25 protein-coding genes are annotated in these 23,200 nt (G+C 43.7%); 12 read left to right on the top strand and 13 right to left on the bottom strand.

Annotated features, from left to right (window positions below):
- Nucleotides 1-52: 52 nt before the first annotated feature.
- Both AC07NA_RS19080 and AC07NA_RS19075 read right to left on the bottom strand, forming a co-directional pair.
- Entirely contained in the window at nt 53-694 is a 642-nt protein-coding gene (locus tag AC07NA_RS19080; protein ID WP_494899143.1) for a DNA-3-methyladenine glycosylase family protein, read from the bottom strand.
- Nucleotides 691-1,359 carry a hypothetical protein gene (locus tag AC07NA_RS19075; RefSeq protein ID WP_494899142.1) on the bottom strand — a complete coding sequence of 223 codons (669 nt, stop codon included), beginning with the start codon at nt 1,357-1,359 and terminating at the stop codon, nt 691-693. The genes AC07NA_RS19080 and AC07NA_RS19075 overlap by 4 nt, the downstream gene beginning before the upstream one ends.
- A 64-nt stretch (nt 1,360-1,423) precedes the next feature.
- Here AC07NA_RS19075 and AC07NA_RS19070 point away from each other — a divergent pair, with 64 nt between their 5' ends.
- On the top strand, nt 1,424-2,704 hold the full coding sequence (locus tag AC07NA_RS19070; protein WP_494899141.1) for a replication-associated recombination protein A: 1,281 nt from the start codon (nt 1,424-1,426) through the stop codon (nt 2,702-2,704).
- A 475-nt stretch (nt 2,705-3,179) separates the two neighbouring features.
- Here AC07NA_RS19070 and AC07NA_RS19065 read toward each other — a convergent pair whose 3' ends face one another.
- The 9 genes from AC07NA_RS19065 to AC07NA_RS19025 all read right to left on the bottom strand — a co-directional run bounded on the left by AC07NA_RS19065 (nt 3,180) and on the right by AC07NA_RS19025 (nt 11,844).
- The gene (locus AC07NA_RS19065) at nt 3,180-4,934 is read right to left on the bottom strand and encodes an ABC transporter ATP-binding protein (RefSeq protein WP_345212893.1); all 1,755 of its coding nucleotides are present in this window, start codon (nt 4,932-4,934) and stop codon (nt 3,180-3,182) included.
- A gap of 74 nt (nt 4,935-5,008) precedes the next feature.
- On the bottom strand, nt 5,009-5,572 hold the full coding sequence (gene frr / locus AC07NA_RS19060) for a ribosome recycling factor (RefSeq protein WP_345212894.1): 564 nt from the start codon (nt 5,570-5,572) through the stop codon (nt 5,009-5,011).
- 167 nt (nt 5,573-5,739) lie between these two features.
- A complete protein-coding gene (gene pyrH, locus AC07NA_RS19055) occupies nt 5,740-6,444 on the bottom strand; it encodes a UMP kinase (RefSeq protein WP_345212895.1) in 705 nt (234 codons plus the stop codon).
- Nucleotides 6,445-6,471: 27 nt separating this feature from the next.
- A complete protein-coding gene (gene nagA, locus AC07NA_RS19050; RefSeq protein WP_494899140.1) occupies nt 6,472-7,596 on the bottom strand; it encodes an N-acetylglucosamine-6-phosphate deacetylase in 1,125 nt (374 codons plus the stop codon).
- 137 nt (nt 7,597-7,733) lie between these two features.
- The gene (gene tsf / locus AC07NA_RS19045) at nt 7,734-8,585 is read right to left on the bottom strand and encodes a translation elongation factor Ts (protein WP_345212897.1); all 852 of its coding nucleotides are present in this window, start codon (nt 8,583-8,585) and stop codon (nt 7,734-7,736) included.
- Nucleotides 8,586-8,675: 90 nt separating this feature from the next.
- Nucleotides 8,676-9,515 carry a 30S ribosomal protein S2 gene (gene rpsB / locus AC07NA_RS19040; RefSeq protein ID WP_345212898.1) on the bottom strand — a complete coding sequence of 280 codons (840 nt, stop codon included), beginning with the start codon at nt 9,513-9,515 and terminating at the stop codon, nt 8,676-8,678.
- 21 nt (nt 9,516-9,536) lie between these two features.
- Nucleotides 9,537-9,923 carry a 30S ribosomal protein S9 gene (rpsI, locus tag AC07NA_RS19035; RefSeq protein WP_345212899.1) on the bottom strand — a complete coding sequence of 129 codons (387 nt, stop codon included), beginning with the start codon at nt 9,921-9,923 and terminating at the stop codon, nt 9,537-9,539.
- 26 nt (nt 9,924-9,949) lie between these two features.
- A complete protein-coding gene (rplM, locus tag AC07NA_RS19030) occupies nt 9,950-10,387 on the bottom strand; it encodes a 50S ribosomal protein L13 (protein ID WP_345212900.1) in 438 nt (145 codons plus the stop codon).
- Nucleotides 10,388-11,016: 629 nt separating this feature from the next.
- Complete coding sequence (locus AC07NA_RS19025; protein WP_494899139.1) at nt 11,017-11,844, bottom strand: hypothetical protein; 828 nt, start codon at nt 11,842-11,844, stop codon at nt 11,017-11,019.
- Nucleotides 11,845-12,504: 660 nt separating this feature from the next.
- Between AC07NA_RS19025 and AC07NA_RS19020 the strand changes: the two genes are divergently transcribed.
- The 8 genes from AC07NA_RS19020 to AC07NA_RS18985 all read left to right on the top strand — a co-directional run bounded on the left by AC07NA_RS19020 (nt 12,505) and on the right by AC07NA_RS18985 (nt 18,843).
- Nucleotides 12,505-13,179 carry a hypothetical protein gene (locus tag AC07NA_RS19020; protein ID WP_494899138.1) on the top strand — a complete coding sequence of 225 codons (675 nt, stop codon included), beginning with the start codon at nt 12,505-12,507 and terminating at the stop codon, nt 13,177-13,179.
- Between the two features lie 109 nt (nt 13,180-13,288).
- Entirely contained in the window at nt 13,289-14,158 is an 870-nt protein-coding gene (locus AC07NA_RS19015; protein ID WP_494899137.1) for a PKD domain-containing protein, read from the top strand.
- A gap of 117 nt (nt 14,159-14,275) precedes the next feature.
- Nucleotides 14,276-14,968 carry a hypothetical protein gene (locus tag AC07NA_RS19010; protein WP_494899136.1) on the top strand — a complete coding sequence of 231 codons (693 nt, stop codon included), beginning with the start codon at nt 14,276-14,278 and terminating at the stop codon, nt 14,966-14,968.
- A 93-nt stretch (nt 14,969-15,061) separates the two neighbouring features.
- Complete coding sequence (locus AC07NA_RS19005) at nt 15,062-15,250, top strand: hypothetical protein (protein WP_494899135.1); 189 nt, start codon at nt 15,062-15,064, stop codon at nt 15,248-15,250.
- Complete coding sequence (locus tag AC07NA_RS19000) at nt 15,193-16,083, top strand: LLM class flavin-dependent oxidoreductase (protein ID WP_494899134.1); 891 nt, start codon at nt 15,193-15,195, stop codon at nt 16,081-16,083. The genes AC07NA_RS19005 and AC07NA_RS19000 overlap by 58 nt, the downstream gene beginning before the upstream one ends.
- Nucleotides 16,084-16,159: 76 nt before the next feature.
- Nucleotides 16,160-17,638 (top strand): DUF5687 family protein, encoded by a 1,479-nt coding sequence (locus AC07NA_RS18995; protein ID WP_494899133.1) that lies wholly within the window; start codon nt 16,160-16,162, stop codon nt 17,636-17,638.
- A gap of 2 nt (nt 17,639-17,640) precedes the next feature.
- Nucleotides 17,641-18,345 carry an ABC transporter ATP-binding protein gene (locus AC07NA_RS18990; protein ID WP_494899132.1) on the top strand — a complete coding sequence of 235 codons (705 nt, stop codon included), beginning with the start codon at nt 17,641-17,643 and terminating at the stop codon, nt 18,343-18,345.
- Nucleotides 18,346-18,348: 3 nt separating this feature from the next.
- Complete coding sequence (locus AC07NA_RS18985) at nt 18,349-18,843, top strand: GNAT family N-acetyltransferase (RefSeq protein WP_494899131.1); 495 nt, start codon at nt 18,349-18,351, stop codon at nt 18,841-18,843.
- Between the two features lie 237 nt (nt 18,844-19,080).
- Here the strand turns inward: AC07NA_RS18985 and AC07NA_RS18980 are convergent, their stop codons facing one another.
- Both AC07NA_RS18980 and mqnB read right to left on the bottom strand, forming a co-directional pair.
- Nucleotides 19,081-19,953, bottom strand: coding sequence for a menaquinone biosynthesis family protein (locus tag AC07NA_RS18980; RefSeq protein ID WP_494899130.1), 873 nt, complete (start codon nt 19,951-19,953; stop codon nt 19,081-19,083).
- A gap of 296 nt (nt 19,954-20,249) precedes the next feature.
- Nucleotides 20,250-20,936, bottom strand: a complete 687-nt coding sequence (mqnB, locus tag AC07NA_RS18975) for a futalosine hydrolase (protein WP_494899129.1) — start codon at nt 20,934-20,936, stop codon at nt 20,250-20,252.
- Nucleotides 20,937-21,013: 77 nt separating this feature from the next.
- On the opposite strand from mqnB, the gene AC07NA_RS18970 reads away from it, so the two are divergent.
- From AC07NA_RS18970 to fabD, 3 genes are all read left to right on the top strand, one after another.
- A complete protein-coding gene (locus tag AC07NA_RS18970) occupies nt 21,014-21,430 on the top strand; it encodes a 6-pyruvoyl trahydropterin synthase family protein (RefSeq protein ID WP_345213180.1) in 417 nt (138 codons plus the stop codon).
- A gap of 9 nt (nt 21,431-21,439) precedes the next feature.
- Entirely contained in the window at nt 21,440-22,078 is a 639-nt protein-coding gene (gene folE, locus AC07NA_RS18965; RefSeq protein WP_494899128.1) for a GTP cyclohydrolase I FolE, read from the top strand.
- Nucleotides 22,079-22,245: 167 nt separating this feature from the next.
- On the top strand, nt 22,246-23,133 hold the full coding sequence (gene fabD / locus AC07NA_RS18960) for an ACP S-malonyltransferase (protein WP_345213168.1): 888 nt from the start codon (nt 22,246-22,248) through the stop codon (nt 23,131-23,133).
- The last annotated feature ends 67 nt before the right edge of the window (nt 23,134-23,200 follow it).

Here is a 23,200-nt window from a genome sequence, read left to right as displayed (position 1 = left end):
AGTAAATATTGTATAAACCGCTGTTATGCATGGCATAACAGCGGTTTTGTATTTAAGGTAACGGCACGGCTGGATTACGGCCTTTCAAGTACCAATGCCAAAGCAGCATGGTGGCTACCGTTTGGTAAGGTTGCCATGCCCGGGCAATAGCGGCTAACTCTTCTTTACTTGTACCCGCAGGTATATTCTTTACTTTTTTAAGGGCATTTACGGCGGCAAGATCACCTACCGGGAAAATATCCGCACGTTGCAAAACAAACATCAGGTAAACATCAACTGTCCAATTGCCAATACCTTTAAGGGCGGTAAGTTTGCTGCGGATCTCGTCATCGGGTAAAGCGGCCAATTCTTCCAAATTAATCTGTCTGCTCAATAAAGCTTCAGCAAGGTAACGGGTATAGGTGGTTTTTTGGCGACTAAAATAGCAAGCCTTTAACTCTTCATCGGTAAGCAGTAAAACCCTTGCCGGTGTAATGTCCTCTATCCGTTCGCGTAATTTATTAAGTGCCGATAACGCCGAGGCCAGCGATACCTGCTGCTCCAGTATGATATGCACCAACGTTTCAAACGTGTTCGGCCGCGACCACATGGGCGGGTAACCATAAGTGGCGATAATACCCGCCAGATCAGCATCGGCAGCAGCCAGCTCATCGCAAATGGTATGGAAGGTAGATAAGTTGAACGTTCGTATCATTTTTTTATACGGACTTTATTAAATACAGAATCCCGGTATATGATGTTTTTTCCATGTAAAGTCACTATTTCATTTTTAAAATATCCGGGTAAAAAATGCGGGGCAAGAGTAATAGTATAATCAGCAGCTGCACTGTCCTTTAAATTAAAAACCCAGGGTTTATAAAAATAAGCCCCAAAATCAAACACTAAATTGTCGTATTTACCTACCTCAACACTAAAATCTCTATAAGTTTTGTGGAAACTGATGCCAATCCAGTTGTCGTTATGCGAAACCCCGGAAAATCTTATAGTCTCACCTATAAGGTTTTTAAAGGAAACTTTTATTTCATTATTATTATTTGAGTTTTTGGATAAATGCCAGTATCTAAGCGCTTCGGTTGTATCATTATCGGAACTATTAAGGATTAACTTATTATCATAATTTTTATACCATACACCGCTCGTCGCAGTATGTGAACAATCGTAATTTGCTCCCCTTGATGTATCAGATGGGTTAAAAAACTGCTGGATATCTAATTTCTCATATTGAAATGTATGATCGGCATTAATTTTTAATACATTATAATTACTGTTTTTATAACTGTAAATACCAACAATTTCGGGTTTAGTTGTTTTACAACAAGTGAATAGAATAATGATAAGGTATAAAATAGATTTTTTCATGTTTGGCAACACAATTTACTAACTTTTTTAGGATTTAGCGTTTAGTTTTCTGAATTTTACTCGTATGAATAATCTGCCTCCTTTAGCCGAACGCATGCGGCCAAAATCGCTTGATGATTATGTTGGCCAAAAACATTTGGTTGGCCCCGGTGCGGTACTGCGCAAAGCGATAGAAAGCGGTTCGCTGCCATCTATGTTGTTTTGGGGGCCGCCGGGGGTGGGTAAAACTACGCTGGCTTATATTATTTCGCAATCGTTATACCGCCCGTTCTTTTCGTTAAGCGCTATTAATTCGGGCGTTAAGGATGTACGGGAGGTAATTGAAAAGGCATCCTTACTGAAAGAACAGGGTGAAATATTGCCGATATTGTTTATAGATGAAATTCACCGTTTCTCTAAATCGCAACAGGACTCCCTGCTTGGCGCGGTAGAACGCGGCATTGTTACGCTGATAGGCGCTACTACGGAGAACCCGTCGTTCGAGGTAATATCGGCTTTACTGTCGCGATGCCAGGTGTACATTTTGCAGCCCCTTGCAGAGGACGATCTTGTAAACCTGCTACAAAAAGCGATGAAGGAAGATGTGGTGTTGAAGGAGAAAAAGATCAACATTAAAGAGCATGAGGCCTTATTACGCTTGTCGGGTGGCGACGCACGCAAGTTGCTCAATATATTTGAACTGCTGATAAACGCTTTCGATAGCAAGAAGATAACACTCACCAACGATGTAGTGCTGGAGCACGTACAGCAAAACATGGCGCTGTACGATAAAGCCGGCGAGCAGCATTACGATATTATTTCGGCCTTTATAAAATCAATGCGGGGCAGCGACCCTAACGGTGCCGTTTACTGGCTGGCGCGAATGATAGTAGGGGGGGAAGATCCCTCGTTTATAGCCCGGCGGATGTTGATATTGGCATCTGAGGATATTGGCAATGCTAACCCCAACGCGCTGCTGCTGGCGCAAAGCTGCTTTGAGGCGGTAAATGTGATCGGTATGCCCGAATCGAGGATCATCCTGTCGCAAACGGCCATTTACCTGGCTACTTCGCCAAAAAGTAACGCGAGTTATATGGCCATTAATGAGGCTATTTCACTTGTGCACCAAACCGGCGATCTGCCTGTGCCGCTACATCTGCGTAACGCGCCTACCAAATTGATGAAGAATATTGGCTACGGTAAAGATTATAAATATGCCCACAGTTATGATGGCAACTTTACCGATCAGGACTTTTTACCTGCCGCCATAAAAGGCCGCAAAATATACCAGCCCGGCAATAACCCTAAAGAATACGAAATAAAAGAGAAGCTTAAAAAGCTTTGGGGCGACAGGTATAAGTATTGATAGAGAAGTAAGAGTAAAGATTCAGGATGAATAAATCGCGTCATTGCGAGGAACGAAGCAATCTCTACTTAGGTTAAGCTTATGCTATTATTAACGTCAGTCTGCTCTTGGGCGCAGGCCCCATTACTTTTGAGGACAAAAGTAACAAAACCCTTCGTCCAGCAAGAGGCTTCTTTGCCGCACTTGGCCATGCCCTGCAAAACGGGCAGAACTTGGGCTGGAACTTTTGCCCCAACGCATAATCCTACCCACATGCAACAAGCTCCTATGCCCGCCTTTGCGCTCCTGGCCGACAACGTTCTGCCCGTTTTCGCCCGAAGCTGTTTGCTGACAGAAAAAGCCTTGCCTAAATCCTCTCCAAAGGAGAGGATTTGCTTAGCGAAATGGTATACTTTTTACCTGTACAACCAACAAATACCGGAACCTGAAACCTCATCTCCCCTCACAACCTTCAACCCGCAACTTACAACTCAGATCAAATCTCTTCAGTAACCTTTTCGCCGATTTGCTGCCTCCACATGGCGTAGTATAGGCCTTTTTGGTTGAGCAGGTCGAGGTGGCGACCCGATTCGATGATGTTGCCCTTTTCCAGTACGTATATCCTGTCGGCATGCATAATGGTTGACAGGCGGTGAGCGATCAGTATGGTGATATGGTCGTTCTCTACCGATACATCGCGGATGGTTTCGGTGATCTCTTCTTCGGTTAACGAATCTAACGCGGAAGTAGCCTCGTCAAACACCAGCAGGTCCGGACGGCGCAGCAGGGCACGGGCGATAGACAGACGCTGTTTCTCGCCACCCGATACCTTAACGCCACCTTCACCAATTACGGTATCCAACCCTTTATCGGCACGGGCTAATAAGGTTTGGCAGGCGGCACGCTGCAATACATTCATACACTCGGCATCTGTAGCACCGGGACGAACGAATTGTAAATTCTCCCGGATAGTACCCGAGAAGAGTTGCGTATCCTGGGTTACAAAACCTATCTTTTCGCGCAGCTGGTCGAGGTCGATATCCTTACTTAAGATCTTATTGTATAAAATATCACCTTCCAGTGGCTGATATAAGCCCACCAGTAGTTTCACCAGGGTGGTTTTACCCGAGCCGGATGGGCCAACAAAAGCGATGGTTTCACCCATATTGGTTTCAAAGCTAATATTGCTTAGCGCGTTGCGGTTAGCTGTTAAATGCTTAAAAGTAACGTTGCTGAAGGTAAGGTTGGTCACCTTTTCTAATAACACCGGCTTTTCGGGTTTAACATCAATAGGCGTACTCATTATTTTATGGAAGTTACCTAACGATACCTCGGCCTCGCGCCATGATAATATCACATTGCCTAACTCCTGCAAAGGATTAAACAAAAAGAATGAGTAGAACAAAAAGCTGAAATATTGTCCCGGTGAAATGGTGCCTTTAAATATCAGCATCAATAACACTACCACCATTACGCTGCGAACCAGGTTTACGGTTGTACCCTGTACAAAGCTCATACTGCGTACGTATTTTACCTTTTTTAGCTCAAGGTCGAGTATTTTATAGGTGGTTTTGTTGAGGCGCTCAATTTCCTGATTGGCAAGCCCCAAGCTTTTTACCAGCTCGATGTTCCTTAATGATTCGGTAGTTGAACCCGCCAGCGCGGTGGTTTCGCCCACAATATTCTTCTGGATTGTTTTTATACGGCGACTCATGGCCATACTCACAATGGTAATTACCGGGATGGCTGCAAAGTAAACCAACGTAACCTTGTAGCTCACACTTGCCGAATACACAATTACAAACACCATACCTATCAGCGATACAAACAAAATGCTGATGAACGCGGTGATAAATTTTTCGCTATCCAGGCGTACCTTTTGCAAAATGCCCAGGGTTTCGCCGCTGCGCTGGTCTTCAAATACCTGGTAGGGGAGTTGCAGCGAATGCTTCAATCCATCGGCATACATGGCCGCGCCTACCTTTTGGGTAATGATGTTGGTAAAGTAATCCTGAAAATTTTTAGCTATACGCGATACCATGGCGACACCAATGGCCCAGCTCACCAGTTTTAAAACATTGTGCAGGTACTCGTCGTATTGTAGTTTGCTGCGCTGCTCAATAACGTGGTCAACAATTCGGCCGGTTATATATGGATCAAGTAGGGAGAAACCTATGTTGAGGCCCGCCAGTATCAGTGCCAGGGCAACTGTTAAGCGGTGCTGTTTTAAGTAAGATAATAGTACGTTCATATTTCGAGGGGCAAAAATAAAAAAAGGGAATGGCTAAGTAGCTCATTCCCTTTTAATTTGACATTAGTTTGGTTTTATACCGTCATGATGTCTTTTTCCTTAGCTTCTGATAATTGGTCAACCTTAACGATGAACGCATCGGTAAGTTTTTGAACTTCAGCTTCGCCAACTTTTATTTCGTCTTCAGAAACACCTTCTGATTTTAATTTTTTGATCTTCTCGTTAGCGTCTTTACGGATGTTACGGATAGCGATCTTACCGGTTTCGGCCTCACCTTTAGCTTTCTTAACTAAATCGCGGCGACGCTCTTCGGTAAGCGGTGGTACGTTGATGCGGATGATCACACCATCGTTTTGCGGGTTTACACCAAGGTTAGCTTCTTTAATGGCTTTTTCAATAGCCGGAAGCAATGATTTTTCCCATGGCTGAACGATAATGGTACGTGCATCGGGCGTGTTTACGCTACCTACCTGGCTTAAAGGGGTTGGGGTACCGTAGTAATCAACCGATACATCATCAAGCATTGATGGATTGGCTTTACCTGCACGTATTTTATTCAGTTCACTGTCTGCGTGTTCAATGGCTCTATCCATTGATGCTTTAGCATCGCTTATTTGCTTTTTAATGAGTTCGCTCATTTTTAAAAATTTTTGACAAAAATAGTAATTTCTACGATTTTAACTCACCGCAATTTAGTGTTAATGCACATATATCAATGTTTCGCTATCAAATAAATTTGCCTTTAACGAATAAAAGCCTGCAATCTGCAAGCTTTTATTCGTTAAAGGTATTAGTGCATAATACTTTATTTTACGATGGTACCAACGGTTTCACCGTTAGCAATGCGCATAAAGTTGCCCTCTTTATTCATATCAAATACGATGATCGGCAGTTTGTTTTCGCGGCAAAGGGTAATGGCGGTCATATCCATAACGTTTAAACCTTTATCGTAAACTTCCTGAAAAGTGATCTCTTCGTAACGTGTAGCAGTTGGGTCTTTCTCCGGATCGGCGGTGTAAATACCGTCAACACGGGTACCTTTCAATACCACATCCGCTTTAATTTCAATAGCGCGTAATGATGCAGCTGTATCGGTAGTAAAATATGGGTTACCTGTACCTGCGCCAAATATTACAATGCGGCCGCTGTGCAAATGCGTCATGGCACGGCGACGGATATATGGCTCGCAGATCTGCTCCATTTTAATGGCCGATTGCAGGCGGGTTTCAATACCGATATCCTCTAAAGCGCTTTGCATGGCCATACAGTTGATAACGGTGGCCAGCATACCCATATAATCTGCCTGGGCGCGTTCCATACCTGATTTTTCGGCACTTAAGCCCCTGAAAATATTACCGCCACCTATTACTATAGCAATTTCAATACCGGCATCAAAAACAGTTTTAATGTCCTGCGCGTATTGCTGCACCCGGTTATTGTCAATACCATATTGTTTCTCGCCCATCAGCGATTCTCCGCTAAGTTTTAGTAAGATCCTTTTGTACTTCATCAGATGTGTTTTAGATATATGTGTCAGTTAAATTTTGTTAGCATAGATGATGTTACCCTGCAATACGGTTGCCACGGGTGTAAACTTATCATTAAATATTATAAAATCCGCATCAAAACCGGCCTCAATTTTCCCCTTGCGGGTGAGTGATGCCAGCTGCGCCGGATATAAAGAAGCCATGTTTACAGCTTCTGCCAGTTCGATACCTGCTTTTTGTACCCCGTTTTGTACGGCTTTCAGCATGGTAAGGTTCGAGCCGGATAGCGTACCATCGGGCATTACAAAATGATCGCCGTTGAGCCTGTGTTTGTATTCGCCGCCGTTGGCAACCGTTACCGCGTCGGTAATGAAGAAGAGGCGGTCGCCCAGTTCACGTTTGGCCAAAGCGATCATCGCGAAACTTACATGAATGCCATCGGCAACAATGCTGGTATACGGTCGTTTTTCAAAAATGGCAGGGATGATACCCGGTTTACGGTGGTGCATTTGCGGCATGGCATTGTATAAATGTGTAGCTGCCTGTACCTGCCTGTTGAAAAAAGCGGAAGCCTGCTCATAACTCGCATCGGTATGCCCGGCTGAGATGATGATGCCTTGCTGATTCAGGTAGTTGATCACTTCGGCATCCTGTAATTCGGGCGCTATGGTGATCATCTTTATGATGCCTTCGCCTTGCTCAATCCATTGGGTGATCTCGCTTAGCGTAGCTTTCTTGATATACTTTTCGGGATGCGCGCCTTTGCGTGCGGCATTCAAATACGGTCCTTCGAGGTGTAAACCTAAAAACGCGCCTTTGGCTTGTTGGCTGTAACTTTTAGCGGCTTCAATGCCTTGCTCAACCACGGCATCGCTATTGGTTGCAATGGTGGCTAAAAAGCCGGTAGTTCCCTGATTGATCAGGTTATCTTCCAGTTGCTGCAAGGCTGCCACACTTGGCTCACCGCCAAAAAACAAAGTGCCAGCGCCATAAACCTGCATATCAATTAAACCCGGGGCAAGGTATGCGCCGTTAAGGTCAACTGTTTGAATGTTTGAGGGGAGGGCGGCTTTGTCGATAACAGCGCTGATCTTACTACCATCAATTAATACCGCTTTGCCGGAAAGTATAGTTCCGCCGGATATTAGTTGTATGTTATGTAAGGCTATTACCATTCTTTAATTAACGCCGTGTTTATTCCGTAAAAAAGCAATCTCATCGTAATACTGAAATTGCTCAAATGCACCGCTAACTGCGATAACGAAAATATATATCAAAAAAAATCCCCGCCTTTCGGCGAGGATTAAAATATTTAAGCTCCTAAAGCAACTCGCTTGAAGGCGGTAACTGTAAGGCCTTTTTCAACAGTGTTTAAGAACTGTGAAATAGTTTTCGATGGGTCTTTAACGAACTCCTGGTTCAATAAAGTTGAATCTTTGTAGAATTTGTTCAGTTTACCGGCAGCAATTTTCTCAACCATTTCTTCCGGTTTACCTTCTGCACGGATCTGATCTTTAGCGATAGCTAATTCACGCTCAATAGTAGTAGCGTCAACGCCATCTTTATCAATAGCTACAGGGTTCATGGCAGCAATTTGCATTGATACGTCTTTACCTGCTTCATCAGCACCTTCAGCGTTAGCGCTTAAAGCAACCAATACACCTAAACGGAAGTTACCGTGGATGTAAGCGATCACTCTTTCGCCTTCAACTTTTTCAAATTTAGATACACCGATCTTCTCGCCAATTTTACCGGTTTTTTCGGTAGTGGCTTCGCCGATTGTGATACGTGCAGTATCAACATCGATAGAAAGGTTGTTCAGTTCTTCAAGAGTTGCAGGGTTTTGCTCAACAGCTTCGTTAGCGATAGCGTTAGCGAAAGCGATAAACTCAGCGTTCTTAGCCACGAAATCAGTTTCGCAGTTAAGTTCGATGATCACACCACGTTTGCCATCGGCAGAGGTACGTGCAATAACCACACCTTCGTTTGATTCCCTGTCCTGGCGGCTGGCCGCAACTTTAGCACCTTTTTTTCTTAAGAAATCGATAGCAGCTTCAAAATCGCCATTGGTTTCAGTTAAAGCTTTTTTGCAATCCATCATACCGGCACCAGTTTGCTGGCGCAGTTTGTTTACGTCGGCTGCAGATATTTGTACTGTAGACATTGTTAATTTTTTTGTTTTATGTTAAAAAGTTGCGAGTTATAAGCAAAAGTAGGTTACTACTGTTAACTTACAACTCACAACTAAAATAAATTATTCTTCTGAACCTTCAGCAGCAGGAGCTTCTGTTTCGGCTTCAGCCTCAGCAGTTACTCTTTTTCTTTTACCACCTTCGGCAGTTTCAGGAGCGTCAGCTTTTGCTTTAGCAGCAACTGCTTCTTTTTCAGCTTCGTCTTCTTTATCGCGTTTGCGCTCATCTAAACCTTCTTCAATAGCTTTGATGATGATAGAAGTGATCAAAGAGATTGATTTGGTTGCATCATCATTCGCCGGGATAGGGAAATCGATGTTTGAAGGATCAGAGTTAGTATCAACCATTGCAAAGGTTGGGATATTTAACTTTAACGCTTCAGAAACCGCGATATGCTCTTTTTTAACGTCGATCAGGAAAAGCGCAGCCGGTAAACGGTTCAGGTCGGCAATACCGCCCAAAAGGCTTTCCAATTTGATACGCTCACGCTGAATCATCAGTCTTTCTTTTTTAGAAAGATTGCTGTAAGTACCGTCTTTAGTCAATTTATCGATGTTTGACATCTTTTTGATCGACTTACGTACGGTAGCGAAGTTAGTTAACATACCACCCAACCAACGCTCGGTGATGAAAGGCATGTTTACTGTTTTTGCTTGCTCAGCAACGATGTCTTTAGCTTGTTTCTTGGTAGCAACAAACAAAACTTTACGTCCTGATTTTACAATTTGTTTTATAGCTGCAGCAGCTTCTTCAACCTTAGTTAAGGTTTTATTTAAATCGATAATGTGGATACCGTTACGCTCCATGAAAATGTACTGTGACATTTTCGGATCCCATTTGCGGGTAAGGTGACCAAAGTGTACACCTGCATCCAGTAAATCCTGATATGTTGTTCTAGCCATTGTTGAGTCCTCCTTAAAATATTAACGTTTACTGAATTGAAATCTTTTCCTTGCTTTCTTGCGTCCTGGTTTTTTACGCTCAACCATACGGTCATCGCGGGTCATTAAACCTTTAGCACGCAGTGCCGGTTTCTTTTCAGCGTCAAGCTCAACAATAGCTTTAGCGATAGCTAAACGAACGGCTTCTGCCTGTCCTTTAACACCACCACCTGCTACGTTTACCTTAACATCGTATTTGCCTGCAACACCTGCAACTTCAGTTGACTGAGTTACAATGTATTGTAAAGGCAATGTAGGGAAGTACTCTTTGTAATCTTTACCGTTAACGATAATAGCGCCGTTGCCATCGTTAAGATAGATGCGGGCAACTGCTGTTTTTCTTCTGCCTGAAGTGTTAGTTGTTGGCATTTCTTTTCTCCTTTGAAATTAAAAAATTAAATGGCTTTTGGGTTTTGTGCAGCATGAGGATGCTCAGCACCTGCATATACATGCAAATTGCCGAATAATGCTTTGCCCAAACGATTTTTAGGTAACATACCACGTACCGCTTTTTCAATTACACGGTGAGGATGTTTTGCCATTAACTCCTTAGGAGAAATGAATTTTTGACCACCCGGGTAACCGGTGTAAGAAACATATTGTTTATCGCTAAACTTGTTTCCGGTCAACTTTACCTTGTCTGCATTGATAACAATAACATTATCACCGCAGTCTACGTTCGGGGTGAAACCAGGCTTGTTTTTTCCTCTGATGATCATAGCGATCTTAGAAGACAAGCGCCCCAAAATCTCGCCTTGTGCGTCAACAACAACCCATTCTTTGTTAACGGTTTTTTTGTTGGCTGAGACAGTTTTGTAACTTAACGTATTCACTTGCTTAAAATTAAATTAATTAAACGTTTATTATACCCCGTAATTACGGGACTGCAAAGATACGTCTTTTTATATCAATGTCAAATGCTTTTTGCGATTTGTTTTTATACCCGACAATTGCAGGTATAGGGTTGATTGTGTGGTGGGTTATATGCTTGGGTGGTGAGATATAATTCGTTAGTAAAACGAGGCTAAAGTGAGTATGCTGATGAAAGCTAATATGTGCCGAATTGCAATAATGTGTTTTATATGAAAATCAATGGCTGTGGTGCTTTTGTTCCGGTAGCCCCGCTTTTCGCTCATACGCACACAAGGCCTTAGGCGCGGGGCAGGTATCCGCTCCAATCGGGTTTAGTTAGGTTTTGAGGTTCGGGGTTCGGGTGGGGACGTGGGGTTTGGGGCATCAGCATAAGCGTAAATAGTTCAAATGCTACAACAAAAACATGTCGCGTAAGCAACTCACCCGATCCAGCGCTTCGCTGGATCTCCCTCTCTTTGCAAGCAAAAAGAGGAAATGGAACAAATTAAAAAATAGAAAAACCCTCTTTACGCTTGCGTAGAGAGGGTCGACAAGCGAAGCAATGTCGGGGTGAGTTAAAATAAAGTGCAGATCAACTTATACTCTCCCGCTAAAAAGTAGTTGTATAACCCTGCTTTATAAATACTGCTTCATCTATCCCGCTGCCGGTAATTAAATATTGGGCGTATTGTGGTTGGTATACTGCTTTGTGTAATATCCGCTGGTAATTATTAATGAGCTTTACCCTGCCAATAATTGTGGGGTTTTTATCCTTGCATCTTATTTCACTCACTATCTCGTCGTTTTTCAGCGTACGGCTAATCGTGCAGTCATCTGAAGTAATATAGCTCGACTCTATATGCACGATATCGGCAATCTCCATATTTTGCTTTAACTCGAAAATATGATCGATAACGGCGTTGTAGGTATTGCCGATGTGCCCCCGTTCGCTTACCGCTATGGCTTTTTTTCCGTTGATCATTAAAAAGCGTATGAGTGGTGTTTTTACGGCTTTCGGGCTGTTCTCATTGGCTTCCATCCATTTGCCATTGATAACTTGAGGAGCACTGCTTACCTGGTTTAATGTTGTGCTATGCGCAATTAAATTATAGCTGATACGATTTGCCGAACGGAGTTTTATCATATACAGCGCAACATCGGCATTGTAACTTATCTTAAATATCAAGGGTTGCGATACCGCCCTGGCATCGGCTAATATCTTCTTTATTTTATTCTCTACCAGTTGGGGCAATGCCTCTTTGGGGCTTATAGAATCGTTATAGGTTACAAAGCTATTGTCGGACCGTTTGATAGCCAATAATGCATTCGCTTTGCTTTGCGCTATAGCTAAGTTAGTAATAAGGCAGAGCCATATAGGTGCAACTATCTTTAAGAGGCGCCGATGGGTTTTTAACAAGTCAATAGTTTTGTACAGCATGTTGAAATTGTAAAAGGTTGGGGGGAACCAGTGTAGAATTGGTGGCTAAAATTACTAAAAGCCTTACAAAACGTATGTGTATTTACTACACATATTAGGTACAATTTATAGTGGTATTGTGTGGTGCTAATGGCAGTGGTTGTCCGGCGGTATCTTTTGCTTTTGCCGGGTGTTTTAATCATCGGAAGGAAGAGTGCAGGTATTGGGAAGGCCGATTTCTCTGATCCGTCATGCCGAATTTATTTCGGCACCCCATTGGAAAAATTTCAAATAGGAAAGTGTTTACTCTGCTTATGAGATGCTGAAATAAATTCAGCATGACCTTTTGTATGCTTTCAAACACCTGTGGAAGGGGTGCTGATACACAGCCGCGACAAATAAATCTTATTTTTTTTCAAAATTTTTTCAATACACTAAGTCCTGCTTAAAACCGGTGCTTTCTTAATAAGCATTTTTAAGCGGCGTAACCATGTTGTAACACTTACACACTAAGCCGGTAATTCTTAAAAAAGTTTTATACCCTGTTGTAACGCCGGGCAAAAAAAATCCGTCATGGCTTTCAAATCGTTGCAAATACAGAAGGTACCCTGATTGGCAGCAATAAACATTAACACAATTTATCAATACCCGGGTGTAACAACCCCACAAACTTTACACAAAATGAAAAAATCACTCTTAGCTCTTGTAGCAATAACCACCCTGTTTTTTGGCGCTTGCAAAAAAGACAGCAACAAACCAGGCGATAACAACAATAACGGTGGGGGCGGCGATACCTACCAGCCATTCACCACAGGTTCTGTTTGGAAATACCGCTCAACCTTTTTAGGTGGCGAAGCTCCTGAACTGGATACTACCATCAGCACCATGACTGATAAAACAAAAACCTTCGAGAACAAAAAGTTCCACATTGTTAACTCAACAGATGGTACCGAAAACTACGAAGAATACCTTGGTCTGAACGATCATGTATACAGCACTTACATGTACGATGCCGGCTTGGGTGAAAGCATTGAGTTTGCTTACCTTAACGACAGCAAAGCAAAAGGCGATAGCTGGGTAGTTGCCAAAACCTTTGAAACCGAAGAAGGCAATATTGACGCGCAGATAAAAACCACTATTGTTGAAAAAGGTATCAACAAAACCATACTTGATAAACAATACAGCAACGTAATTCAAACCAAAGTAGAGGTACAGTACAAAGTACAAAACAACTGGGTTACCTTAACCTCTATTGATTTTTACGCTGCAAAAGGTGTAGGCGTTATCGGTATCTATAGTTCAATACAAGGTGAGCTTGTCTCCAAATCAGAATTGTTTAACTATACCATCAAATAATATCACATAACCGGTACGCAAGCATTACCAACGGGCGTACCGGTTATTCATCTGCCTTCCACCTAAACATGCTCCTGGACTTAATACAGGCGCATCACCTCTAATCACCATGAAATCACTAAAACACCTACTATATATAATGTACGTAATGCTTATTTCGCTGGCATTATTCTCGTGCAAAAAAGATAGCAAACCCTCAAAACCCGCAGAGGATAATAATACAGGCGGCGGCGTGGTACGCTCATCATTCAGCTGGACAGGCGAGCAGCGTATAAATGCCGAAATTACCTTCGTTAACGAATCAAAGAACGCCGATACCTATAAATGGGATTTTGGCAACGGCGAAACATCAACCGAAAAAAATCCGGCTAAGGTTAAATATACCGGCGATGGCCCGTATAATGTTATACTAACAGCCACCAAAGCGGGTAAGCACTCCTTTTCGCAGCAAACCATATTAATAGCAGCCGATAACAAGCCGCTGGCGTACTTTTCTTTCACTTTTAAAGATCAGAAAAGTTCAGTACCCGCGGTGGTGCAGTTTAGCAATGAGTCGGTAAACGCTACCAGCTATGTTTGGGAAATTGACGGTACAAGTTTTACTGAACCTAACCCCGAGTATACATTCAGGCAGGCGGGCGAACACATTGTAAAACTTACCGCTAAAAATGGCGACGCTACCGCTACTTACAGTGATACATTAACCGTTGAAGCAAATCACGACCCCGTAGCCGCCTTTGTGCTGGCCTATCATCCATATCCGTATACGGTTAATGAGGAGATTCAACTGGTTAACAAATCAAAAAATGCCGATACCTACCTTTGGCGCTTTGGCACCAACGGACCGCCAAACTCAACCGACGAACATCCGGTAATAAAGTTTTCGGCGCCGGGCACTTATACCATATCGCTTACCGCCAGCCAGAAGGGGGCAGATAAAGCAGCAGGAAAATCAATTAATTTAAAGATAAACCCTTAATGAGTACTTGTCGTATAAGGGTGGTATAGCCACAATCAATAATCGGGATATTTAAATATTTTAATTACTTTTTGGGGTTAAAGAAATTACATATATTTAAATTCCTGATTAATTGATATGAAACATCGTTTACCCATCCTTTTTGCCCTTTGCCTGCTGGCATTATCGTCATGCAAAAAAGATGAGCCCATCTTTACAGGTTATGATCTTACGTTTAACAACGAATTTCAATCGTTAAAGGCAGGCGAGTATTGGGAGTACGAATCTGTTAGGGATACCCTTGATGTTGTTACCATTGCAACCGTGCGCAATACCATTACAGGTGGCACTACGCTTATCGACGACAGGTTATACCACAACGTTAATACAACAATAGAATTTCCCGATCGTACCGAACGCTACCCGAGATATTTCCGGGTGATCAACCACGAGTTCAGCATACGGGAAATAGCCGCTATAAAATCCGCCAGTCCGGAATATTTATACCTTATTGATACTGCCAAAGTAGGCGCCAGCTGGAGCACCCGTATTACCGATAATGGCCTGGCCAACGGCTTGCCGGTACGTTTGGTAGGCACCCTGCTCGAAAAAGATGTAGTTAAAGAAGTAAACGGTACGGTATACGCGGGTGTATCACACACGCATTTACAGGTACTGCTTGACCTGGGTACAGGTACCGGATTAAACGTAGCCGGTACTTATGATTACTATATTGCCAAAGGCGTAGGTATTATACAAATGGAATATGAAACCCTTGGCGGCATTAAAGAAACCCAAACGCTTACCGCTCACGTAGTCCCGCTTAAATAATAGCTGCCTGTAATGGCAATGCCATAATACGCGGGGCTGTCATCTGCGCAAACCTTCCTGCTATACATTTGTGGTCTTATATATTGATTTATAATGAGCACAAAGAAAATACGCTTGAGCGTGCTTGATCAGTCGCCGATACGCAAGGGCGCTACTGCCGAACAAGCCGTACAGGAAACCATAGCTTTAGCAAAACTGACCGATAGCCTGGGTTATTCCCGCTATTGGTATCAGAACATCATAACACCGGCATACTGGCCGGCTCAACGCCCGAAGTGCTGATAGCGCACCTTGCCGGGCAAACCAAAAACATCCGCTTAGGTTCGGGTGGTATTATGATGCCTAACCACAGTACCTTAAAGGTTGCCGAAAACTTCCGGATGCTGGAAGCGCTGTTTCCGGGGCGGATAGACCTGGGCATGGGCCGTGCACCGGGCACCGACAGGATAACGGCCAGCATGCTTAACCCGAGTAACCAGTTCAGGGAGCAGGACTTTATTGAGCAGCTGGACGACCTGGTGAATTACTTTCACGATACAGGCGCGCCCGGTACCATACAAGCAAAAATCAGGGCCATACCACAAATACAAACCGTGCCATCCATGTGGCTGCTAAGTTCGAGCGGACAGAGTGGCTTGTTCGCCGCGCATTTCGGCATGGGTTTGGCTTACGCGCACTTTATTAATCCTTACGGCGGCCCCGAAGCGGTAAAGCTATACCGCGAACGCTTTCAGCCATCGGCAGATCTGCCCCAGCCTGAAGCCAATGTAGCCTTGTTCGTTTTTTGTTCGGAAGATGAAGAAAAGATAAAGCAACATCGTGCCGTAATGGAACATCGCTTTTTGCAGTTTGAAAAAGGCGGGCCTATAGTACCGCTGGCTTATGAAGATGTTAAGGATATTGTATACACCCCATCCGAGTTGGAGCGCATAGCCCATAACCGGCCCCGGGTAATAACCGGTACACCCGGCGAAATCAAACTGCGGTTAAAATGGATAGCCGAAGATTATGATGTGGATGAAATAATGGCCGTAACCATTACCGAAGATTTTGAAGACAGGATACGATCATACGAATTACTGGCCGGGGTTTTTGAGCTGGAAGCAAAGGTGTAAAGTGTTTGTTGTAATTTTTTTGTGGTAGTTTGGGTAACAAAATTGTCATTATTGTATCTTAACAAAAAACTACTAAATGACCTCAACTTTTATAAGCCACGAATTAAAAGCGTTTTGGCGCACAAAAAACAAAGGGAAGTCTATTGCTGTAAAAATTATTATGGCCCTGCTGATGTTGTATCTGCTTGCCTGCGTATTTATAGTAGGTTTCGCGCTCGATAAAATATTAGAAAAGATGTTCCCGAAGGATGAATTAGTTGCTTCCTTTAGCGGCATATTGATCCTTTATTACCTTTACGACCTGCTGCTGCGCCTGCAATTACAGGAACTCCCGACTTTAAGGGTACAGCCCTATCTGCATTTGCCTATTAAACGGAACTCGCTGGTGAGCTATTTGGCTGCAACATCGCTGCTTTCGGTATTTAACCTGTGGCCGTTTATACTGTTCTTCCCTTTTATATTTAAGGTGATCATATTTGATTACAGCGCCTTGGTTACGCTGGCCTTTATAGTCGCTATTATCGCGCTGGCGGTTTTTAACAACTACCTGGCCCTGTACATTAAACGTAAAGCCAACCTTAACGGCTGGGTGTTTTTGGTTGCTGTAGGTATAGTAATACTGCTTACCATGGGCGATTTTAGCTGGCACCTGTATTCAATCCGCGGTATTTCGTTCGCGTTTTTCGGTAAGCTGATCACTCAACCGGCTTTGGCGCTGGTACCTGTGCTTATCGCGGCAGCCATGTATTACCTCAACTTTATCTACCTTAAACAAAACCTGTACCTCGAAGATCTTAACTCGTCAAAGGCCTCTGCCTATAAAAGCAGTACCGACTATCCTTTACTCAACCGTTTCGGCAGTGTTGGCGATTTGGTAGCCAACGAGATCAAACTGATATTGCGCAATAAACGTTCGCGTTCGGCACTTACTATGGGTTTGCTGTTCATGTTTTACGGGTTGATATTTTACACCAGGCCAAAAGAGTTTGGAGAATGGTCGAAAGTGTTTGTAGGCATGTTCATGACCGGGATATTCATCATCAACTACGGGCAGTTTATGTATAGCTGGCAGTCCTCACATTTTGATGGTATACTGGTAAGCAAGGTAAACTTTACCGACTTTTTGAAAGCCAAATACATGCTGTTCACCATGGTGTCAACCGTAGCGCTGTTACTTACTACGCCTTATGTTTATTTCGGCTGGCGGGTACTGATGATCCATTGTATCATGTACGTATGGAACCTGGGGGTTAATACCACCATTATATTATACTTCGCTAACCGCAACCACAGGCGTATCGACCTATCGAAAGGGGCATCGTTCAACTGGGAGGGTGTGGGCGCTACGCAATTTCTGGTTTCGTTCCCGCTGCTGGTTACGCCATTTATTATATATATACCGTTTAGCCTGTTGGGGCATGTTGATATCGGCCTGGGCATTATTGCCGCTGTGGGCATACTGGGTATTTTAACCCGCCAATTCTGGATAAAAAAACTGGTAGAAGATTATAACACAAAAAGATACACCTTAGCCGAAGGCTTCAGAAATAAATAATTATGATAGAAGTAAAAGACCTTATTAAAGCTTATGGCGGTAAAACCGTTGTAAATGTACCTCAACTTACTATAAATAAAGGCGAAAGCATTGGTCTGGTTGGCAACAACGGTGCTGGTAAAACTACCCTGTTCCGTATGGTGCTCGATCTTATCCGTCCTGAAAGAGGCGAGATCCTGTCGAAAGGCGAAGCAGTAGCCGGGCAAGAACATTGGAAAAATTACACGGCCTCGTATCTTGACGAAGGTTTTTTGATAGATTACCTTACCCCCGAAGAATACCTGTACTTTATAGGTGGCTTGCACGGCCAATCAAAAGCGCATGTTGATGAGTTTTTGATTACGCTTACCGATTTTTTTAACGACGAGATCATTAAAAAAGGAAAATATATCCGCGACCTATCTAAAGGTAACCAATGCAAAGTAGGTATAGCCGCTTGCTTACTGCAAAAGCCCGAACTGCTGATGCTTGATGAGCCATTCGCCAATATCGACCCAACTACGCAAATCCGTTTGAAGAACCTGTTGAAAGAACTGAACAGGAACGGGGTTACCACCATTGTATCCAGTCATGACCTTAACCACATTACCGATGTGAGCGATCGTATCATTTTGATGGAAAAAGGCGTTATTATTAAAGACATCGCTACCAGCTCGTCAACACTGGCCGATCTGGAAGATTATTTCGCGGTGGGGCAAAATATTTAATAAATGTACTTTATACGAACTGCTACGGTTAACGACGTAGAAACTATCATGCAACTGGCCGAAGATACCTGGTGGCCTACCTATTCGCCGATACTGGAGAAAGAACAGATCAGCTTTATGCTGAACGAAATATACAACGCGGAAAAGCTAAGGGATTTGATCGCCAACAATAAGCAAACATTTTTGCTGCTTATTGAAGATGAAAAACCGGTAGCTTTTGCCGCCTACTCGCCGCGCGAGGAGGATACCGATATTTACAAGCTGCACAAACTATACTGCCTGCCCGCTACCCAGGGCAAAGGCTACGGCAAGGTGCTGATTGATGCCGTTGCCGAAAAAGTAAAAGAAGCCGGTAAATCAGTCCTCGACCTTAACGTGAACCGCTACAACAAATCCACAGGGTTTTACCAAAAAATGGGCTTCGAGATAGCATACGAAGAAGACATAGCCATTGGCCCTTACTGGATGAATGACTATGTAATGCGGAAGGTTATTTGAGTTGTAAGTTGTGGGTTGTAAGTTGTATGGAGTGTTGGAGAATCGCTGGAGTTACTCGTGAATAGCGAAGTTTTTAAGTTTCCCCTCCTTGGAGGGGGCGCGTAGGGCAATGTAGTGGCAGGGGTGGGTTTATGCACCATGCTCTACATCCAAACTCTTAGAAGCTAATCGCATAAACCCACCCCTGCCTTCGCACAATTCTGCCCGCCCCTCCAGGGAGGGGATGAAAAAAAACTTCTAAACAGCAGTCAAAAACAAGTCCTTCTTAATTTCCGGAATCACATTTTTCTCTGTAGCGGTATCAAAAAGAAGCTTGATCGCTTTTCTGCCTTCCTCGCCTAAATCAACCGAATATTGGTTTACGTAAAGCTCGATGTGTTTGTACATTACTTCTTCGCTCATTTCCTGGGCATGTGAGCGGATAAACTCCAGTCCGGATTTTGGATTGGCAAAGGCGAACTCTACCGATTTGCGCAGAACGCGGTTTATTTTATGCTGCACCTCAACAGGCAGATTGCGGTTAGCCACAATCCCCCCCAGCGGAATTGGGCAGCCGGTGCGTTTTTCCCAGTAATCTCCCAGGTCGATGATCTTCTTCAGGCCTTTATCCTGGTAGGTAAACCTGTTCTCGTGGATGATCAATCCGATGTCGATCTTTTCCTGCAATAAAGAATCCTCGATCTCGGAGAAAACGATCTCCTGTTTATTGGTCGCTTCCGGGAACGCCAGTCCGAGTAAAAAGTTAGCCGTGGTGTATTTGCCAGGGATACCTATTTTGAGATTTGAGATTTGAAAACTGAGATTTGTGATAATTTCATCAACCGATCCCTGCGCGGCGTAATCCTTTTTAGAGATCAGCATAGGGCCAACACCAAAACCCAGCGCGCTGCCTGCATCCAGCAGAATATACTTATCGGCCACGTAGGCAAAGGCATGGTAACTGAGTTTGGTAATATCCAGTTCGCCACGCAGGGCCTTTTGGTTAAGGGTTTCTACATCGTCATAAAATACCTCAAACTCTAAACCCTCGGTATCAATTTTATGGTGAATAAGGGCATCAAAAATAAAAGTATCGTTAGGGCAGGGCGAAAAGCCAAGTGTTAGTTTCATAGTTCTGTTTGTTTGAAGGTTGGAACGTTTGAAGATTGTAACGTTGTAAGGTTGAACAAACTGAGCTTGTCATTGCGAGGTACGAAGCAATCTCGTAGCTATGCAAATCGGCTTTGTATTGTTCGCGATTGCTTCGTGCCTCGCAATGACAAATTTATAAACGCGTGTCTGTAAAAACGAGTCATCCTGAGCTTGTCGAAGGATCGTGCGCAGAGGCTTTCACCCACACACCCTTCGACAAGCTCAGGGTGACAGGCCACGGTATTCACATGCTGCACTATTCGCAAACGTTATTTCTAAACGCTCTTCAAATATTCCACAGCAAATGTATTCAGATTTTTTATGGCCAACCCTATCTTCCAGGCTTCGCGGTTACGCTTTTCCACGTAATTTGACACTGCCCTGATTTGCATGCAGGGAACGCCCATCTGCCGGCAGGCATAAAAAAACGCGGCGCCTTCCATGCTTTCAAGCTGCGCGTTTATACGGCTGCTTAGTTTTTGTATGGATGCCTCATTGCCATGAACGGTGTTTACAGTAATGGCCGTCGCCTGTGCAATACCCGCATCGGCAGGTAACGTATAGGTAGCGTTGAATGTTCCCTCGCCAAAACCCAATTGGGCTATCGGTATAAATTCCTCATCGTCTTCGGCACCCAGTTCAGCAAAGGTGTCTTCGGTAATGTTTACAATATCACCAAGGGCGATTTCGCGGTCGAAACTACCTGCTATACCTAAATTAATAGCCAGATCATACCGGTTAGCAGCTAAGTGTTGGCCTAAAGCAAATGTAGTGGGTACCATGCCTGCGCCGGTGATAAGGGCGGTGGGTTGAGTTGTGAGTTGTGAGTTGTGAGTTGTGTGGGGTGAGGTTCCGGGTTCGGGGTTTGGGAGGCCGGTAGTGCAATCGTAAATGGTAAATGGGAGGGTGGTGATCAGTTCGTTTATCTCTGGCCTGGTGGCTGCTACTATCAATATCCGCATAAGGGCAATATTTTGACTGCTAAGATAAAACAACTCGGCTGTTTTTGTTTTGTATATTTGCACCCACAATAATTATGATGATTTATATAACGCGCAGAGAACATTTTAATGCGGCCCACAGAATGTACCGTGAGGAGTGGAGCGAAGAGAAAAATGCCGAGGTATTTGGCAAATGCGCAAACCCAAACTGGCATGGCCACAATTACAACCTTTTTGTAACCATTAAGGGCCATGTTACGCATGCAACAGGTTATCTGATGGATTTGAAAGATCTTAAAGTGATCATCAACAAATATGTTGTTGATAAGCTCGATCATAGCAATATTAACAAGGATGTTGATTTTATGCAAGGTAAAATGGCATCAACCGAACTGCTTTGTATTGAGATATTCAACCAGTTAAAAGGCCCTATTGAAGAAAACGAAGGCGTGTTTTTACATTCGGTGAAATTGTTTGAAACCGAAAATAACTCCGCGGAATACTTTGGCGACTAACCCTGCATCATGAATAACGAAAACCATATACCTGATCGCGATGATGATATTGGCGGTTACGAAAAAATAGACCGTTACAATCCCGATCTTATTCAAAGCCTGTCGGGCCATTACCGTGAAGTGCTTAAACAAATAGGCGAACACCCCGACCGTGAAGGCTTGCTAAAAACTCCCGAGCGTGTGGCAAAAGCCATGCTGTACCTTACCCATGGCTATGATCTGGATGCTAAGGAGATCCTCAACTCGGCTATGTTTAAAGAAGAATACAGCCAGATGGTGGTAGTAAAAGACATTGAGGTATACTCCATGTGCGAGCATCACATGCTGCCGTTTTTCGGCAAAGCGCATGTAGCCTACATACCTAACGGGCATGTGGTTGGCTTAAGTAAAATACCACGCATTGTTGACGTGTTCGCGCGCAGGCTGCAAGTGCAGGAGCGCCTTACCAACGAAATACGCGATTGTATACAGGATACCCTTAACCCTATAGGTGTAGGTGTTGTTATTGAATGCCGCCACCTGTGCATGAGCATGCGCGGTGTGCAAAAGCAAAATTCGGTAACTACCACATCGGCATTTAAGGGTGAATTTTTGAAGGAAAAAACCCGTACAGAATTTTTAAACCTGATAGCATCTAAATTAAGTTAAGCGGTAAAACAGTTATTGCAGAGTAGTGATCTTAAGGGGATTAATATTTGTTTGGCACGCAAACAAATATTGAACAAAAACCTTTAAATAAGCTAAGCTGTTATTGCTGACTGAACCGTTTGCTATACATAAACCGATCTTTGATCAATAACTAACAAATTATTAATTTGAAAGCATACATTTTCCCCGGACAAGGTGCGCAGTTTGTAGGTATGGGTAAAGACCTTTACGACCAATCAAACGAGGCCCGCGAATTATTTGAAAAAGCTAACGCGATATTAGGCTTTAGCATTACCGATATTATGTTTAACGGCACCGATGAAGGCCTTAAACAAACCAACGTAACACAACCGGCCATCTTTTTACACTCGGTAATTTTGGCCAAAGTTTTAGGTGACGATTTTAAACCTGAAATGGTAGCCGGGCATTCATTAGGTGAGTTTTCGGCATTGGTTGCTGCCAAAGCCTTAAGCTTTGAGGACGGACTTAAACTGGTAGCCGCACGCGCGAATGCCATGCAGAAAGCCTGCGAATTGCAACCATCAACCATGGCGGCAATTTTAGGTCTGGATGATTTTACTGTAGAAGATATTTGTCAGCAATTAACCGATGTGGTTGTGCCGGCCAACTATAACTGCCCTGGCCAGCTGGTAATTTCAGGAACTATTGCCGGTATTGATGCCGCTTTAGAGAAGCTAACCGCCGCAGGTGCTAAACGTGCTTTAAAATTAAACGTAGGTGGCGCTTTTCACTCACCGTTAATGGAATCGGCAAGGGTTGAGCTTGAGGCGGCTATTGTGGCTACCGATATTACCGCGCCAATTTGCCCTATCTACCAAAATATTGATGCCAAACCGTATACCGATCCGGCAAAAATTAAAGAGAACTTAATAGCCCAGCTTACCGGTGCCGTACGCTGGACACAAACCGTACAACACATGCTGGAAGACGGCGCCACTTCCTTTACCGAAGTAGGGCCGGGCAGTGTGCTACAGGGCCTTGTTAAAAAAGTAAACAGGGCGATACCAACCAGTAGCGCCGAATTGCCATCATAATTTTACAGAGCCATCAACCGATGGCTTTGTTTTTTTATCTTAATTTTATACCATCTACACGAAAACA

This window comes from Mucilaginibacter sp. GW821-FHT07G05 (assembly GCF_059418565.1).
This window is presented reverse-complemented; position numbering and strand designations above follow the sequence as displayed.

Coding starts and splice junctions, on each gene's coding strand:
- AC07NA_RS19080 (WP_494899143.1), bottom strand. CDS start 694: ATGATACGAACGTTCAACTTATCTACCTTCCATACCATTTGCGATGAG.
- AC07NA_RS19075 (WP_494899142.1), bottom strand. CDS start 1,359: ATGAAAAAATCTATTTTATACCTTATCATTATTCTATTCACTTGTTGT.
- AC07NA_RS19070 (WP_494899141.1), top strand. CDS start 1,424: ATGAATAATCTGCCTCCTTTAGCCGAACGCATGCGGCCAAAATCGCTT.
- AC07NA_RS19065 (WP_345212893.1), bottom strand. CDS start 4,934: ATGAACGTACTATTATCTTACTTAAAACAGCACCGCTTAACAGTTGCC.
- frr (WP_345212894.1), bottom strand. CDS start 5,572: ATGAGCGAACTCATTAAAAAGCAAATAAGCGATGCTAAAGCATCAATG.
- pyrH (WP_345212895.1), bottom strand. CDS start 6,444: ATGAAGTACAAAAGGATCTTACTAAAACTTAGCGGAGAATCGCTGATG.
- nagA (WP_494899140.1), bottom strand. CDS start 7,596: ATGGTAATAGCCTTACATAACATACAACTAATATCCGGCGGAACTATA.
- tsf (WP_345212897.1), bottom strand. CDS start 8,585: ATGTCTACAGTACAAATATCTGCAGCCGACGTAAACAAACTGCGCCAG.
- rpsB (WP_345212898.1), bottom strand. CDS start 9,515: ATGGCTAGAACAACATATCAGGATTTACTGGATGCAGGTGTACACTTT.
- rpsI (WP_345212899.1), bottom strand. CDS start 9,923: ATGCCAACAACTAACACTTCAGGCAGAAGAAAAACAGCAGTTGCCCGC.
- AC07NA_RS19025 (WP_494899139.1), bottom strand. CDS start 11,844: ATGCTGTACAAAACTATTGACTTGTTAAAAACCCATCGGCGCCTCTTA.
- AC07NA_RS19020 (WP_494899138.1), top strand. CDS start 12,505: ATGAAAAAATCACTCTTAGCTCTTGTAGCAATAACCACCCTGTTTTTT.
- AC07NA_RS19015 (WP_494899137.1), top strand. CDS start 13,289: ATGAAATCACTAAAACACCTACTATATATAATGTACGTAATGCTTATT.
- AC07NA_RS19010 (WP_494899136.1), top strand. CDS start 14,276: ATGAAACATCGTTTACCCATCCTTTTTGCCCTTTGCCTGCTGGCATTA.
- AC07NA_RS19005 (WP_494899135.1), top strand. CDS start 15,062: ATGAGCACAAAGAAAATACGCTTGAGCGTGCTTGATCAGTCGCCGATA.
- AC07NA_RS18995 (WP_494899133.1), top strand. CDS start 16,160: ATGACCTCAACTTTTATAAGCCACGAATTAAAAGCGTTTTGGCGCACA.
- AC07NA_RS18990 (WP_494899132.1), top strand. CDS start 17,641: ATGATAGAAGTAAAAGACCTTATTAAAGCTTATGGCGGTAAAACCGTT.
- AC07NA_RS18985 (WP_494899131.1), top strand. CDS start 18,349: ATGTACTTTATACGAACTGCTACGGTTAACGACGTAGAAACTATCATG.
- AC07NA_RS18980 (WP_494899130.1), bottom strand. CDS start 19,953: ATGAAACTAACACTTGGCTTTTCGCCCTGCCCTAACGATACTTTTATT.
- mqnB (WP_494899129.1), bottom strand. CDS start 20,936: ATGCGGATATTGATAGTAGCAGCCACCAGGCCAGAGATAAACGAACTG.
- AC07NA_RS18970 (WP_345213180.1), top strand. CDS start 21,014: ATGATTTATATAACGCGCAGAGAACATTTTAATGCGGCCCACAGAATG.
- folE (WP_494899128.1), top strand. CDS start 21,440: ATGAATAACGAAAACCATATACCTGATCGCGATGATGATATTGGCGGT.